General features: G+C 31.4%; 13 protein-coding genes, 2 tRNA genes and 1 pseudogene. 15 read left to right on the top strand and 1 reads right to left on the bottom strand.

Going from position 1 to position 15363, the window contains the following annotated elements; translation table 11 throughout:
• Window positions 1–6: 6 nt before the first annotated feature.
• A complete protein-coding gene (gene rplU, locus GN160_RS01755; protein WP_192379892.1) occupies window positions 7–315 on the bottom strand; it encodes a 50S ribosomal protein L21 in 309 nt (102 codons plus the stop codon).
• A 216-nt stretch (window positions 316–531) separates the two neighbouring features.
• Here rplU and ispB point away from each other — a divergent pair, with 216 nt between their 5' ends.
• The 15 genes and pseudogenes from ispB to truB all read left to right on the top strand — a co-directional run bounded on the left by ispB (window position 532) and on the right by truB (window position 15296).
• Window positions 532–1500, top strand: coding sequence for an octaprenyl diphosphate synthase (ispB, locus tag GN160_RS01750; RefSeq protein ID WP_192379891.1), 969 nt, complete (start codon window positions 532–534; stop codon window positions 1498–1500).
• A 354-nt stretch (window positions 1501–1854) separates the two neighbouring features.
• Window positions 1855–2382, top strand: coding sequence for an inorganic diphosphatase (gene ppa / locus GN160_RS01745; RefSeq protein WP_192379889.1), 528 nt, complete (start codon window positions 1855–1857; stop codon window positions 2380–2382).
• A 518-nt stretch (window positions 2383–2900) separates the two neighbouring features.
• Window positions 2901–3377, top strand: coding sequence for a transcription elongation factor GreA (greA, locus tag GN160_RS01740; RefSeq protein ID WP_192379887.1), 477 nt, complete (start codon window positions 2901–2903; stop codon window positions 3375–3377).
• A 7-nt stretch (window positions 3378–3384) separates the two neighbouring features.
• A complete protein-coding gene (rlmE, locus tag GN160_RS01735; RefSeq protein ID WP_192379885.1) occupies window positions 3385–4014 on the top strand; it encodes a 23S rRNA (uridine(2552)-2'-O)-methyltransferase RlmE in 630 nt (209 codons plus the stop codon).
• A 57-nt stretch (window positions 4015–4071) separates the two neighbouring features.
• Window positions 4072–5895: pseudogene (gene ftsH / locus GN160_RS01730) on the top strand (ATP-dependent zinc metalloprotease FtsH); the annotation flags it as partial.
• A gap of 193 nt (window positions 5896–6088) precedes the next feature.
• Entirely contained in the window at window positions 6089–6880 is a 792-nt protein-coding gene (gene folP, locus GN160_RS01725; RefSeq protein ID WP_192380872.1) for a dihydropteroate synthase, read from the top strand.
• A gap of 2 nt (window positions 6881–6882) precedes the next feature.
• Window positions 6883–8223: a phosphoglucosamine mutase gene (gene glmM, locus GN160_RS01720; RefSeq protein WP_192379884.1), complete on the top strand. Its 1341-nt coding sequence runs from the start codon at window positions 6883–6885 to the stop codon at window positions 8221–8223.
• Window positions 8224–8384: 161 nt separating this feature from the next.
• Window positions 8385–8711: a preprotein translocase subunit SecG gene (gene secG, locus GN160_RS01715; RefSeq protein ID WP_192379882.1), complete on the top strand. Its 327-nt coding sequence runs from the start codon at window positions 8385–8387 to the stop codon at window positions 8709–8711.
• A gap of 20 nt (window positions 8712–8731) precedes the next feature.
• Window positions 8732–8820, top strand: a tRNA-Leu gene (locus GN160_RS01710).
• 90 nt (window positions 8821–8910) lie between these two features.
• A tRNA-Met gene (locus tag GN160_RS01705) sits at window positions 8911–8984 on the top strand.
• Between the two features lie 179 nt (window positions 8985–9163).
• Window positions 9164–9619, top strand: a complete 456-nt coding sequence (rimP, locus tag GN160_RS01700) for a ribosome maturation factor RimP (RefSeq protein WP_192379880.1) — start codon at window positions 9164–9166, stop codon at window positions 9617–9619.
• A gap of 25 nt (window positions 9620–9644) precedes the next feature.
• Window positions 9645–11150 carry a transcription termination factor NusA gene (nusA, locus tag GN160_RS01695; protein ID WP_192379878.1) on the top strand — a complete coding sequence of 502 codons (1506 nt, stop codon included), beginning with the start codon at window positions 9645–9647 and terminating at the stop codon, window positions 11148–11150.
• A 45-nt stretch (window positions 11151–11195) separates the two neighbouring features.
• On the top strand, window positions 11196–13856 hold the full coding sequence (gene infB / locus GN160_RS01690; protein ID WP_192379876.1) for a translation initiation factor IF-2: 2661 nt from the start codon (window positions 11196–11198) through the stop codon (window positions 13854–13856).
• A 71-nt stretch (window positions 13857–13927) separates the two neighbouring features.
• A complete protein-coding gene (gene rbfA, locus GN160_RS01685) occupies window positions 13928–14338 on the top strand; it encodes a 30S ribosome-binding factor RbfA (protein ID WP_192379875.1) in 411 nt (136 codons plus the stop codon).
• Window positions 14313–15296 (top strand): tRNA pseudouridine(55) synthase TruB, encoded by a 984-nt coding sequence (truB, locus tag GN160_RS01680; RefSeq protein WP_225624833.1) that lies wholly within the window; start codon window positions 14313–14315, stop codon window positions 15294–15296. Before rbfA ends, truB begins: the two co-directional genes overlap by 26 nt.
• Window positions 15297–15363 lie beyond the last annotated feature (67 nt).

The raw sequence follows: 15363 nt of genomic DNA, 5'->3' as shown, positions 1-15363 counted from the left end.
TAATTATCATACAATATTTATTATTTTTATGGTTGTAAACCATTGACGATGACCCTGAGTTTTACGGAAATGTTTTCTTCGTTTGAATTTTATAATTTTGATTTTTTTATCTTTATTGTGAGATATTATTTTCGCTGTTATTTTTTTTTCTTTAATAAATGGATGACCAATTTGAACAATTTTATTATTGACAATAATCATAATCGTATTAAATTCAATTATTTTACCTATTTCAATATTTAATTTTTCAACTTTTAGAATTTGATTTTCAGTAACTTGATATTGTTTACCACCATTTTTGAAAACAGCATACATACAAGTACTCCACATATTTTATAGATTTTGTCATAAGATAGAGAATATCATTACATTAATCAACATATATTATTGACAATTTAAATACATCAAATATAAGCTAGATCGTCATGCTTGTTTATTTTTTATTTTAAATTGTAATATTTAATAATATTTATTACATATCTAGCAATATGTAATAAATATGTTGTATATTTTATTTTGTTGAATAACATAATGAATTTCAAAGAAATTATTGATTTAATTGCGCAAGATATGTCAGATGTTAATGCAATGATTTATGAACAATTAACTTCTGAAGTAATGTTAGTGAATAAGTTAATTAATTACATTCTTAGTAGTGGAGGTAAACGAATTAGACCTATAGTTGTTTTGTTATCAGCAAAGATTCTCAACTATAAAAAACAACATATTACTGTCGCCACATTGATAGAATTCATTCATATGGCAACGTTATTACATGACGATGTGGTAGACCAATCTGTTATGCGTCGAGGAAAGTTAACAACTAATATAGAATTTAGTAATGCAGCAAGTGTTTTAGTTGGGGATTTTATATATACTAAGGCTTTTCAGATGATGATTTCATTAAAGTCGTTACGGGTGTTGTCTTTAATATCTGAGGCAGTTAATGTAATTGCAGAGGGTGAGTTACTTCAATTAATGAATTGTAATGATCCTGATATTTCCGTAGAAAATTATATGCAAATAATTTACAGAAAGACTGCTAAGCTATTTGAGGTTGCTTCTCAGTCATCAGCTATTTTGGCTGATGCTAATATGCGTCAAGAATTAGCTTTACGTAAATATGGTTGTCATTTAGGTATTTCTTTTCAGTTAATTGATGATTTATTAGATTACGTTGTTGATAATCAAAAATTTGGGAAAAATATTGGAGATGATTTAAATGAAGGTAAGCTTACTTTACCTTTATTACATGCTATGCAACATTCTACTTCAATTGAAGGATCCTTAATCCGTCAAGCGATTGAACGGGGTAATAGCCAGGATTCTTTGGACTTTGTACTTGGAGTTATGTGTCAGTATGGTTCTTTAGAATATACCAGAGAATGTGCAAGAAAGGAATCTGATAAGGCTGTCGCTTGTTTAAGTAATTTTCATCCATCTCCTTATCGCAATGCATTAGAGAGTTTGGCAAACTTAATAGTTAATCGTGATAAATAAGAATGATAAGATAGTTGAATTAATATCACATTGTAGTTATTTGGTTTGTATTCAGAACATGATAATATTTTGGTTATATTGAGAAATTTGTGGATGTTTTATTATTAATAATATGTAAATGTTATTGTGTCTTATATATAATGATGTTTGTATCGTTTTATTTTTGTCTGTTTTACAACAAAATAGAGATCATTGTTTGATGAATGATTGTTTATTTAGCGTTTGTTTATTTAAAATTTTCCAAAATGCAATTAAGTGTTTATTTTAGTTTAATGAAATAATAATTGTTGTATGTTTTAGTAAGAAATTACATGTTGCAACATGATATTTAATATTTAATTTTAGGGATAATATATGAATTTTGAGAAGTTACCGGCTGGTGTAAACGTTCCAGATGATGTTTATGTTGTTATTGAAATACCTGCTAATTCAGGTCCGATTAAATATGAAATTAACAAGCAAAATGGTTTTTTGTTTGTTGATAGATTCATTTGTTCTACAATGTTTTATCCTTGTAATTATGGGTATATAAATAATACTCTTTCTTTAGATAAGGATCCAGTTGATGTTCTAGTTCCTACTTCATACCCTTTGCAGTCTAAATCAGTAATACGTAGTTGTCCGATAGGTATGTTAAAAATGATTGATGAATCTGGTGAGGATTTTAAAATTATAGCAGTTCCGCATGTTGATATAACACTCGAATATCAACATATCCGAGATGTTAGTGATTTACCTAAATTATTGTGCAAACAAATTGTTCATTTTTTTAAACATTACAAAGATTTAGAAGAAAAGAAATGGGTAAAAATTATCGGTTGGGATAATGCTGAAGCTGCTAAAAACGAAATTCTTTGTTCTTTTAATAGAGTTATAAAATAAATTATGTATGGGTATTTTATTAAAGTAGGGTATTTTATCAGTGATGATTTATTGTCAATTTTATTTTTATTATTGATATGACAAGATATATTTTAGATAAAATTTGCTTTGTTTAAAATAAAATTTTATTTAAATCATTAAAACTTTGAGAATTAATTTTTTATTTAATTTACTGTCAGAATAATTATGTATTCTGGTGTTAAATTTATGAACTGTATGTTTATGATCATAGTGGTTCCGTTTTACTAAAAAATTTATCTTGGTGATATAGAATGTTTTTGTTGATTTGGTTATGTGATCCTTTGTTAAGGATATATTTTATTCTAATGTATTTTTGAAGGTGTTGATATCTATTTTATTTTGTTTACGAATTGTTTTTTTCAAAATTTGATTATGGTCATTAAAATTATTCACGTAGTTTAATTTTCTAAAGTAGTAGTTTATTATTGTGTTGATGTATTTAAAATAATGAATTAGGCGTGCTTTTATGTTTTGTAAAATATAAGAGGTGAAATTGTATGAATCAAATTCCAATGACTGTACATGGTATGGAAAAATTAAGAGCAGAATTGAATTATTTGAAAAATATACGTCGGTCAGAAATTATTAAAGTTATTGCTGAAGCTCGTGAACATGGAGATTTAAAAGAAAATGCTGAATATCATGCTGCACGTGAACAACAGGGATTTTGTGAAGGACGTATTCAAGAAATAGAAGCTAAGCTTGCTAATGCTCATATTATTGATATCACTAAATTATCCCCTGATAATGTTGTGATTTTTGGATCAACAGTAACCATTGAAAATTTATATACAAAACATAAAAAAACTTATCGTATTGTAGGTGATGATGAAGCTAATTTTAGAGAAAATATGATTTCAATTAATTCTCCTATTGCTCGCGGGTTAATTGGAAAAAGGGAAGATGAGATTGTAATAATTAAAACTCCAGGCGGATTAGTAGAATATAAAATATTGATAGTTAAGTATATATAATTTCATTATGGTGACTCATAGAAGTGCTGCAAAATCTATTAGGTGGCTACATAGTCATCGTGCTGATTATTATGTCAAACGTGCTTTTAAAAAACATTTGCGATCTCGTTCTTGGTTTAAATTAGCTAATTTACAATTTACTGATAGTTTATTTAAACCTGGAATTTCGGTTGTTGATTTAGGTTCTGCTCCTGGTGGTTGGTCTAAATATGTAGTAAATAAAGTAGGTAAAAATGGATTTGTCATAGCTTGTGACATTTTACCTATGAAACCCATACCCAGAGTGTATTTTTTACAAGGAGATCTAAATGATAATAAAGTAATAAAAATTTTATACAATTTGTTGAATAATAAAAAAGTTCAAGTTATTTTGTCTGATATGTCTCCTAACATTAGTGGTAAATCAGAAATTGATATTCCCAGATCTATTCATCTTGGAGAATTAGTTATTCATATATGCGCAAATATTTTAGAAGTTGGTGGTTATTTAGTGCTGAAGATTTTTCAAGGAGAAGGATTTGAAAAATATTTATGTTGTATACGTTCTTTGTTTACTAAAGTAGAGATTCGTAAGCCAGATGCTTCAAGATTGAGTTCTCGTGAAGTGTATATAGTAGCTAAGGGATATAAAATATAGTAAATATAATTGTCTTATGCTAAATAAGGATATCGTTGTAATTATGAGGTTAATTTTTTGAGTGACATGGCAAAAAACCTAGTTCTCTGGTTAGTTATTGCAATAGTATTGATGTCAGTTTTCCAGAGTTTCGGGCCTGGCGACTCAAATAGTCGCAAAGTGGATTATTCTACGTTTATATTGGAATTAAATCAAGATCAAATTAAAGAAGTACGTATTAATGGTCGTGAAATTGTTGTTACTAAGAAAGATAGTCATCGTTATATGACCTATATCCCTATAAATGATCCTACACTACTTGATGTTCTTTTAGATAAAAAAGTCAAAGTGACAGGAGAGCCACCAGAAGAACCTAGTTTATTAGCATCTATTTTTATTTCTTGGTTTCCAATGTTATTGTTAATAGGAGTTTGGATTTTTTTCATGAGGCAAATGCAAGGAGGTGGTAAAGGAGCAATGTCATTTGGCAAAAGCAAAGCACGTATGTTGACTGGAGATCAGATAAAAACAACTTTTGCTGATGTTGCTGGTTGTGATGAAGCTAAAGAAGAAGTTAGTGAATTAGTGGATTATTTGCGTGAGCCTGGTAGATTTCAAAAATTAGGTGGTAAAATTCCAAAAGGGGTTTTAATGGTTGGCCCCCCAGGTACTGGGAAGACTTTATTAGCTAAAGCGATTGCTGGTGAGGCCAAAGTTCCTTTTTTTACTATTTCTGGTTCTGATTTTGTTGAGATGTTTGTCGGCGTGGGTGCATCTCGTGTTAGGGATATGTTTGAACAAGCAAAAAAGACATCTCCATGTATCATTTTTATAGATGAGATTGATGCTGTTGGTCGTCAACGTGGTGCAGGTTTAGGTGGTGGTCATGATGAACGTGAACAAACTTTAAATCAAATGTTAGTAGAAATGGATGGTTTTGAAGGTAATGAAGGTATTATTGTTATAGCGGCTACTAATCGTCCTGATGTACTTGATCCTGCTTTGTTACGCCCGGGTCGTTTTGATAGACAAGTAGTGGTAGGGTTACCGGATGTACGGGGAAGAGAACAAATTTTAAAGGTACATATGAAATTCGTACCATTAGCTCTGGATATTGATGTATCTGTAATTGCTCGTGGTACTCCTGGGTTTTCTGGAGCGGATTTGGCTAATTTAGTTAATGAAGCTGCTTTATTTGCTGCTCGAGATAATAAAAAGCTGGTTTCTATGGTAGAGTTCGAAAAAGCTAAAGATAAGATTATGATGGGTACTGAACGTCGATCTATGGTGATGACCGAGTTCCAAAAAGAATCTACTGCTTATCATGAAGCAGGTCATGCGATTATAGGAAGATTAGTTCCAGAACATGATCCAGTACATAAGGTTACTATTATTCCTCGGGGCAGAGCTTTAGGTGTGACGTTTTTTTTACCTGAACAAGATGAGATTAGTGCAAGTCGTCAGAAATTGGAAAGTCAAATTTCTACTTTGTACGGTGGTCGTCTCGCTGAAGAGCTTATTTATGGTTGGAAAAGGGTTTCTACTGGTGCTTCTAATGATATTAAAGTGGCTACTTCCATCGCTCGTAATATGGTTACTCAATGGGGTTTTTCAGATCGATTAGGTCCATTATTGTACGCTGAAGAAGAAGGTGAAATTTTTCTCGGTAGATCAGTTGCTAAAGTTAAACATATGTCTGATGAAACTGCTCGCATTATAGATCAAGAAGTAAAACTTTTAGTTGAACGTAATTATTCACGTGCACGCGGATTACTTGTAGCAAATATAGATATTTTACATGCAATGAAAGATGCATTAATGAAATATGAAACTATTGATGCATCTCAAATAGATGATTTGATGAATCGCAGATTAGTACGTCATCCTGCAGGTTGGGAAGAAAGAGATGACATTACGGATATAAAATAATATTATTTTTGTTAGTACGTAATTCTTGATTTAGTATTATTTTGTTAACTGACTTTTTAAAAAATAAGGATAGTGCATTAAGAATAAATTAATTTTGTGGTAGGTGGGGTTTGTTTTGAGAAAGCGTGTACTTGATGAATTAAATAATAATTTGCATCCTGTTGTAATGGGCATTTTGAATGTATCTCCAGATTCCTTTTTTGATGGAGGTCGGTATTCTTCTGTTGGAAAAGCTATTGATCGTGTTGCAGCAATGATTTCGGAAGGGGCATATTTTATTGATGTTGGCGGAGAATCCACTCGTCCGGGAGCATCTATTGTTAGTTGTGACGAGGAGGCTTCCCGTGTTGTTCCTATAATAGTAGAATTAATTAAACGTTTTAGTGTTTATATTTCGGTCAACACATCACAACCTTTGATAATGGAAGAAAGCGCAGCGTTAGGAGTACATTTGATTAATGATATACGCTCTCTTAGTATAGATGGCGCATTGGAAGCTGTTGTTAATAATAGTGAATTAGCGGTTTGTGTAATGCATATGCAAGGTTCTCCTCACAATATGCAGAATAACCCTTATTATCAAAATATTTTGTATGAGATAGATTCTTATTTCGCAAAACAGATTATACGTTATGAGATAGCAGGACTTAAAAAGAACAGGTTGATTATTGATCCTGGTTTTGGTTTTGGTAAAAATTTGAAACATAATTATCAACTTTTATCTAATTTAAAGTATTTTCGTCATTTTGGTATACCTTTATTAGTAGGAATATCACGTAAGTTTATGATTAGTGATTTAGTAAAGGATGATTCTAAATGTAGAAAAATTGGTAGTGTTGCCGCTGCTGTAATTTCTGCTATGCAAGGTGCCAAAATTATTCGTGTGCATGATGTACAAGAAACTGTAGAAGCTCTAAAAGTAGCTGATGCTACTCTTCGATATGGAGAGATATTTTAATTATGAATTGTTGTAATTATTTTGGTACCGACGGTATTAGAGGTAGAGTAGGCGAGATGCTTATTACTCCTGAATTTGTTTTAAAGCTTGGTTGGGCTGTTGGTAAGGTTTTAGGTTGTAAGAATTCGGGTATGGTAATAATTGGTAAAGATACTCGTATTTCTGGCTATATGTTGGAATCTGCATTAGAAGCAGGTTTATCTTCTGCAGGTTTATCTTCAGCTTTGACCGGACCAATGCCTACTCCAGCGATTGCGTATTTAACTCGTACTTTTCGTGCAGTAGTCGGTATTGTGATCTCTGCTTCTCATAATCCATATTATGATAACGGTATAAAATTTTTTTCTACAGCAGGTGTTAAATTATCGAATAAAATAGAATTATTTATTGAAGATTATTTAAATAATAAACTTGTTTGTGTGGATTCATCAAAGTTAGGTAAAGCTAGTCGTATCATTGATGCTTCAGGTCGTTATATAGAGTTTTGTAAATCAACTTTTCCCGCACATCTTACTCTCAAAAAGTTAAAAGTTGTAGTAGATTGTGCTAATGGTGCCACTTATCATATTGCACCTAATGTTTTAAAAGAACTTGGTGCTAAAATAATTACTATTGGATGTCGTCCGGATGGTATGAATATTAATAAAAAATGTGGCACGACAGATATTAGACAATTACAAATTAAAGTTTTGCAAGAACATGCCGATCTGGGTATAGCATATGATGGAGATGGAGATAGAGTGATCATGATAGATCATCTTGGTAATAAAGTTAATGGAGATAAAATGATTTATATTATTGCAAAAGAAAGTTTACGTTTATCTAAATTAAAAGGTGGTGTGGTTGGAACTTTGATGAGTAATATGGGGTTATTCACTTCGTTACAAAAATTAGGTATTCCTTTTGTTAGATCTGATGTTGGAGATCGTTCTATAATTGACATGTTAAATAAAAAAGGTTGGCGTATTGGCGCTGAGAATTCAGGACATATAATTCTTTTGGACTATACAACTACTGGTGATGGCATTATTGCTTCTTTACAAATTTTATCCGCTATGTTAAATAATGGTACAAATTTATATAATTTAAGTAAAGACGTATGTTTATTACCTCAAGTATTGTTAAATGTTTATTTTACAAATTGTGTAGATCCTTTAGAAGCATCCATTGTAAAAAGAGTTTATCAGGATGTTCAGTGTCAATTATTAGGTCGTGGTCGTGTGTTATTACGTAAATCTGGTACTGAACCTTGCATTAGAGTAATGTTAGAGGGAGACGATTTAAAAGAAATAAATTATTTGGCGAATAATATTGTAAATGTTATAAGATCTGTGAGTTGTTAATCGTTTGGTAATTTTATTTATGTTACAGTTATTTACACTGTGGTCTTATCTTTAACAGATGATGGCATATATTTTAAGTACTTAATTTCAACGATTGGTGAGTGACATCTTATCTTTGTATTTTAAATTTAATAATAATAATTAAAATGTGAGAAAATTTTATGTATTTAGTTTTGTTGTTATTTTTTTTGTTCATTGCAGTTATTTTAATAAGTTTGATTATGTTGCAATATAATCAAAATGTCAATATGAGTGCAAATTTTACAACAGAGCATTCTTTAATTTTATTCAATCCTTCTAATTCGAATAGTTATCTTTCTCGTATAATTATTTTTTTGGCGTTTTTATTTTTTGTTCTTAGTTTGATATTAGGTAATATTAGTAATAAGTCAAACCAGGTTTGCATTGAAAAAGAAGATTGTAAAAAACAAAATCAATTATCAGAAAACTCATCTATCCAAGATAATATTGATTTACATATTCAGTAATATGAATTGAGATAGTTTTGGCCGAGGTGGTGGAATTAGGTAGACACGCTATCTTGAGGGGGTAGTACCAAAAAATTTGGTGTTGCGGGTTCAACTCCCGCCCTCGGTATTAGATATTAAAAAATTTTTTATTTTTATAATATTTGCTTTTATGTGGTTTTTGACTTACAATGATCCAGGCATGGTTTTGTAAATTGGACGCGGGGTGGAGCAGTTTGGTAGCTCGTCGGGCTCATAACCCGAAGGTCATTGGTTCAAATCCGATCCCCGCAACCTAATTGGTGTCAATTGTATTCTGGAATTTTGTTGCCTGAATTATGTTTGGGATTGTGGATGGGTGAGTCTGATGTTTTTGTTTGAGTCATTATAAATTAGTACATTTTAGATTCGTTTAGTTCTAGAGATTTGTAGATTTAGGAAATAGGTTTTTTATTTGGAAAGAAGGATTATTTTTGACATTAAAGAAAAAATTAGAAGATATCGTAGTCCCGTCTATTTTAGTCGCTGGTTGTGAGTTGGTTGGGATTGAGGTAGTTCGTGGTCGAAGAATTATAATTCGGATTTATGTTGATAAAAAACATGGAGGAGTTACAATCAATGATTGTGCAGTTATTAGTAGAAAAGTAGGATGTTTGTTGGATAGTGAGGATATTTTTCCAGTTTCTTATAATTTAGAAGTTTCATCGCCGGGTTTTGATCGTCCGTTGTTTTCTTATGCGCATTTTGTTCAATTTATTGGATTTGAGGTTAATCTTGTATTACATTTCATGTTGTATGGTCGCCGTAGGTGGCGTGGTATTATTAAGAGAGCTACTGAAGATGGTTCAATTATTTTAACGGTAGATAATAAGGAAGTTCATTTCATGATTGACGATATTCAGAAAGCTAATTTGGTAGCACATTCATAGTTTGTTTTATTGAGAAAATTTAAAGATGAATAAAGAAGTTTTAGCTGTTGTTGAGGCAGTTTCTAATGAGAAGTCTATCCCCCGAGAAAAAATTTTTGAAGCTCTTGAAACAGCAATAGAGGCTGCTACGAGGAAGAAATATGAACAAGATGTGGAGATACGTGTTAACATTAATCGTAAGTCAGGTCATTTTGAAACGTTCAGACGTTGGTTGATTGTGGATAAAGTTTTACAGCCAACTCGCGAGATCACTTTAGCAGCAGCCAAATTGGAGAATAATCAAGCGAAAATTAACGATTATTTTGAGGATAAGATAGAGTCTATTTTGTTTGATAGAATTACTACTCAAGCAGCAAAGCAAGTAATTGTACAGAAAGTACGTGAAGCTGAACGAGCTATGATAGTTGATCAGTTTCGAAAATATGAGGGAAGCATCGTTACTGGAATTGTTAAGAAAATGAGTAGAAATAGTATTAATATAGATTTAGGCAATAATGCAGAGGCTATTGTTAATCGAGAGGATATGTTGCCTCATGAAAATTTTCGTTCAGGAGATCGGATTCGTGGCGTTTTATATTTAATCAAACCAGAGGTGCGGGGTATCCAATTTTTTGTTACCCGTTCTCGCCCGGAGATGTTAATTGAATTATTTAGGATTGAAGTGCCAGAAATTGGTGAGGAGTTAATTGAGATTAAAACTATTGCTAGAGATCCAGGTGTACGATCTAAGATTGCTGTCAAAACTAATGATAAACGTATAGATCCAGTTGGGGCTTGTGTGGGCATGCGTGGAGCGCGAGTTCAAGCGGTATCCAGCGAGTTGGGTGGAGAAAGAATCGATGTGGTCTTATGGGATGATAATCCAGCTCAATTTGTTATTAATGCTATGTCTCCTACTGATGTGGTTTCTATTGTTTTAGATGAAGATAAGCATGCTATGGATATAGCAGTAGAAGAAAGTAGTCTTGCTCAAGCAATTGGGAAGAATGGACAAAATATTCGTTTAGTATCTCAATTGAGTGGATGGGAACTTAATATTATGGCTGTTGATGATTTGCATAAAAAACATCAGGATGAGGCTAATAATACAATATCTAATTTTGTTAAAAATTTAGATATTGATGAATCGTTAGCTAGAATTTTAGTAGAAGAGGGTTTTTCTTCTATAGAAGAGTTAGTATATGTGCCAATTAAGGAATTATTATCAATTCGGGCATTGAGTCAAGAAACTGTAGATATGTTACGTTTACGAGCGGAGAATGTTTTAACTGCATTTGCATTAACTCAGAAAGAGAATTGTGATAATGTGGATAATGCGACAGTATTTAATAATCCTTCTGAAGATTTACTTAAGTTGCCTAATTTAAATCGTGATATAGCGTATAAGTTAGCAAAACATAATGTTTGTACGTTAGAAGATCTTGCTGAACAGAGTATTGAAGATTTATTAGATATTGAAGGATTGAGTGTTAAAGAGATTGGTGGGTTAATTATGGCAGCACGTAACATCTGTTGGTTTAGTAATAGTTAAGTTACAATGTGTTTGTATTATAGTAATTTATAGTTAAGGAATTATATGACAGGTCTAACTGTAAAAGTTCTGGCAATTGAAATGAAGACTTCGGTTGAATATTTAATACAATTGTTTGCGAATATAGGTTTAATTAAAACTTCAACTGATATAGTTTCTCAAAAAGAAAAAGAAGTTTTTTTTGCGTATTTCGATAAAATTAGAGGAGTTACTTTACATAAGTTGATTTTGCAGCGTAGAGTTCGTAGTACTTTAAGCATTCCTAGTATTGGGGGTAGAAATAAAAAGGTACAAGTTGAAATTCGTAAGAAGCGTGTTTATGCATCGCCTGATGCTGCATCACACTCTACGTTAGGTGCCTCCACATATCGTCAGCAATTCATATCTAACAAACAGTCTGATGTACAAGATTCAATTCATGTTGAATGTGATGCTATTACAAATTGCAGTGTAGAATCTAGTAATGACGAAAATAATTTTCAACAATTTTTGCCCGATAATATTTATCAGGAATCTCAATTGATTAACGTAGAGCAAGATGTAAAAAAAAAATCACATCAGAAAGTTAAGATCAATGTTCAACGGGTTATAGAAACTTCACAACGTGTATCTAAAGATCATAGTTTCGAATTGTCTTATAATTTATTGAAAAAGAAAAAGAATACTGGTTTGGTACATAGTGTGTTAGATCGTTCATCCGTTATTTCTCGTCCTATATATGAAGAAAAGATAGATAATACTAATAATAATCGTCGTTCTAAATTGCGTAATCGTTCTAAATTTTCTCGCAGTTTAAAATCTGTAAAATGTAAAAATAATAATTATATGATATATGAATCAAAAGTTGAGCGTGAGGAATTAAGATCTGTTGGTCGTATTGTTAAAAATAGTAATAAACGTAGATTGCTGAATAATAATTTAGTACAACCAGTCCTTAATAAACCTGTCAAGTTTATCAATCGTAATGTTGTTATTGGAGAAACTATCACCGTAGTGGAACTTGCAAACAAGATGGCTATAAAAAGTTCGCAACTTATAAAAACCATGATGAATTTAGGAATTATGGCTACTATCAATCAAGTTATTGATCAAGATATTGCACAGTTAGTAACGGAAGAAATGGGACACAATGTTATTTTACGCAATGAAAATGCGTTAGAAGAATTAATTATGAAGGATCGTGATGTTTCTAATAAAGTCAGTTCTGAATTTCGTGCGCCTGTTGTGACTATTATGGGGCATGTAGATCATGGTAAAACTTCGTTATTAGATTATATTAGATCAAGCAAGATAGCTTCTAGTGAAGTTGGAGGTATTACCCAACATATAGGTGCATATCACGTTAAAACTGGTAGTGGTATGATTACTTTTTTAGATACTCCAGGCCATTCAGCATTTACAGCTATGCGTGCTCGAGGTAGTAAAGTTACTGATATAGTTGTTTTAGTTGTTGCAGCTGACGATGGTGTTATGTTACAAACTATTGAAGCAATTCATCATGCCAAGGCTGCGAAAGTTCCGATTATTGTTGCAATTAATAAGATAGATAAATTAGAAGCTGATTCTGATAAGATAAAAAATGATTTAGTAAAGTATGGTATTGTTCCTGAAGAATGGGGTGGAGATAATCAATTTATTAATGTTTCGGCTAAAATGGGTATAGGTATAGATGATTTACTTGAAGCTATTCTTTTGCAATCAGAGATTTTAGAATTGAGGACTGTTTTTGATGGCATGGCTAGTGGCGTAGTAATCGAAGCCTATTTAGATAAGGGTCGCGGTCCAGTTGCTTCTGTAATAGTACGTGAGGGGACATTAAAGCGAGGGGATATTGTATTATGTGGATTTGAATATGGTCGCATACGTTATATGAAAGATGAGTTAGGTAAAGATGTTTTTTCAGCTGGCCCATCTATTCCTGTAGAAGTCTTTGGTTTATCAGGATCACCAATAGCAGGTGATCTTATGACTGTTGTGCGAGACGAAAAAAAGGCACGTGAAGTAGCTTTTTTTCGTCAAAACAAATTTCGCGAGACTAAATTATCAAGTAAAAAAATCTCTAAATTGGAAGATATTTTTAATATTAATGAAAAACATCAAGGTATATCTGAATTAAATATTGTCCTTAAATCTGATGTTCAAGGTTCGTCTGAAGCTATTATTGGCTCTTTGAAAGAATTATCTACTGATAAGTTGAAAGTTAAGGTGATATATTCTTCTATAGGTGGAATTACTGAAGCTGATGTTACTCTTGCAGTTGCATCTAACGCTGTTCTTTTAGCTTTTAATGTTAAGGCTGATTATTCTGCACGACGTGTTATTGATGCAGAAAAAATAGATATTCGTTATTATTCTGTTATATATGATTTGATAAATGAAGTAAAACAGTTGTTGCATGGTTTGTTAATTCCTAAATTTAGATATAAAGTTATTGGATCAATTGAAGTGCGTAATATATTTCGTTTTCCTAAATGTGGAACTATTGCTGGTTGTATAGTAACGGAAGGAACGGTGAAACGTCATAATAAAATACGGGTTTTGCGTAAGAATATAGTTATTCATGAGGGTGAATTAGGATCTTTACGTCGTTTCAAAGATGATGTTGGTGAAGTGCGAGCAGGTATGGAGTGTGGAATAAGCATCAAGAATTATGCGGATATATGTTTTGGTGATCTTGTTGAGGTATTGGAAGTTCTAAAGAATTAGTGTTTTAAATCAAATAATTAATTATGATAAATTTTTTTATTTTATTTTTGTTTATTTTAAATGGATATAAGATGCTTATAAGTAAGTGTATTAGATTAAATCGTTTTTCTAAAGAAATTAAGAAAAATATTTCTATAATTTTACATCGTAGCATCAATGATTGTCGTATTGGAGTAGTGACTGTTTCAGGGGTAGATATATCTAGAGATTTAGCATATGCTAAAATTTATGTTACTTTTCTTGATAAAAATAAAGAAGTAGAAATAAGAAATGGGGTTTGTGTTTTGCAATCTGCTTCTGGCTTTATTCGTTGTTTATTGAGTAGGTTTATGCGTTTACGTATTGTGCCTAAATTAGTTTTTATTTATGATCAATCATTAATAGAAGGTATGCGAATGTGTAGTTTGATAACTAGAGTGGTTAAACGAGATATGGATTTACATAATGGATTTATAGATGGTAATAATGGTTTATTTAGATAATTGCAATCAGTATCGTAATGTTCATGGAATTTTATTATTGGATAAACCTGTGGGTGAAACATCTAACAGGTCATTACGTAAAGTAAATGATTTTTTTCGTGCTAAGAAAATTGGTCATACTGGTACTTTAGATCCGTTGGCAACTGGTATGCTTCCTATTTGTTTTGGAGAAGCAACTAAATTTTCTAAATATTTATTAAATGCAGATAAACGTTATAAGGTAGTTGCTAAATTTGGTGAACGTACAGATACTGCTGATTCTTATGGACGTGTTATTAACGTTCGTCCTGTTGTTTTTGATAGAAATAAGTTAAATAAGGCTATTGAGTATTTTAAAAAACGTAATTTTCAAACTCCGCCTATGTTTTCTGCTTTGAAATATCGAGGACGACCTTTGTATGATTATGCTCGTAAGGGGATACAGTTATCTCGTATTCCGCGATTAATTAGTATTTATGATCTTAAAGTTTTTTATTGGGATAAAAGAATTATTTCTTTAGAGATTCATTGTTCTAAAGGAACTTATGTACGTACTTTTATAGATGATTTTGGTATATATCTTGGTTGTGGAGCTCATGTTATTTCATTACGTCGTCTTATGGTATCTAGGTTTCTGCCTACTTCTATGGTTACTTTTGAAAAAATTCAAAACGTAGCAAATGGTAAATTAGAATATTTTTCTTGTGGATCGGTAATTAATAGTCTTTATGATTTGTTGTTACCCATAGATAGTGGTTTATTAAATATGCCAACAGTTAATTTATCTTTATCTATTGCAAATAGAATAAGACTTGGTAAATCTATTAATATTGTAACTTCATTGAATAATTGTTTAGTGCGTGTAACGGTAGGTGAAGAGCAACGATTTATTGGTATAGGTGAAGTTACTAGTACACAACAATTAGTACCTCGTAGGTTAGTTTCATTTTTTGTTATTTTTTTAGTTTTTATATTTTGATGTTTATTTTAATGAAATGTAAATATTGTGATTAAATCAAATTTTAGTTTTTATTGAATATTTATAT

The sequence above is a fragment of the Blochmannia endosymbiont of Colobopsis nipponica genome, assembly GCF_014857065.1.
Classification (GTDB): Bacteria; Pseudomonadota; Gammaproteobacteria; order Enterobacterales; family Enterobacteriaceae; genus Blochmanniella.
The sequence above is the reverse complement of the archived record's forward strand: the minus strand, read 5'-3'. Positions and strand labels throughout refer to the sequence as shown.

Excerpts from the sequence above, each read along its gene's own strand:
- secG (WP_192379882.1), top strand. The coding sequence starts at position 8,385 with ATGTATTTAGTTTTGTTGTTATTTTTTTTGTTCATTGCAGTTATTTTA.
- rlmE (WP_192379885.1), top strand. The coding sequence starts at position 3,385 with ATGGTGACTCATAGAAGTGCTGCAAAATCTATTAGGTGGCTACATAGT.
- truB (WP_225624833.1), top strand. The coding sequence starts at position 14,313 with ATGGTAATAATGGTTTATTTAGATAATTGCAATCAGTATCGTAATGTT.
- rplU (WP_192379892.1), bottom strand. The coding sequence starts at position 315 with ATGTATGCTGTTTTCAAAAATGGTGGTAAACAATATCAAGTTACTGAA.
- folP (WP_192380872.1), top strand. The coding sequence starts at position 6,089 with ATGGGCATTTTGAATGTATCTCCAGATTCCTTTTTTGATGGAGGTCGG.
- infB (WP_192379876.1), top strand. The coding sequence starts at position 11,196 with ATGACAGGTCTAACTGTAAAAGTTCTGGCAATTGAAATGAAGACTTCG.
- rbfA (WP_192379875.1), top strand. The coding sequence starts at position 13,928 with ATGCTTATAAGTAAGTGTATTAGATTAAATCGTTTTTCTAAAGAAATT.
- ppa (WP_192379889.1), top strand. The coding sequence starts at position 1,855 with ATGAATTTTGAGAAGTTACCGGCTGGTGTAAACGTTCCAGATGATGTT.
- nusA (WP_192379878.1), top strand. The coding sequence starts at position 9,645 with ATGAATAAAGAAGTTTTAGCTGTTGTTGAGGCAGTTTCTAATGAGAAG.
- ispB (WP_192379891.1), top strand. The coding sequence starts at position 532 with ATGAATTTCAAAGAAATTATTGATTTAATTGCGCAAGATATGTCAGAT.
- glmM (WP_192379884.1), top strand. The coding sequence starts at position 6,883 with ATGAATTGTTGTAATTATTTTGGTACCGACGGTATTAGAGGTAGAGTA.
- greA (WP_192379887.1), top strand. The coding sequence starts at position 2,901 with ATGAATCAAATTCCAATGACTGTACATGGTATGGAAAAATTAAGAGCA.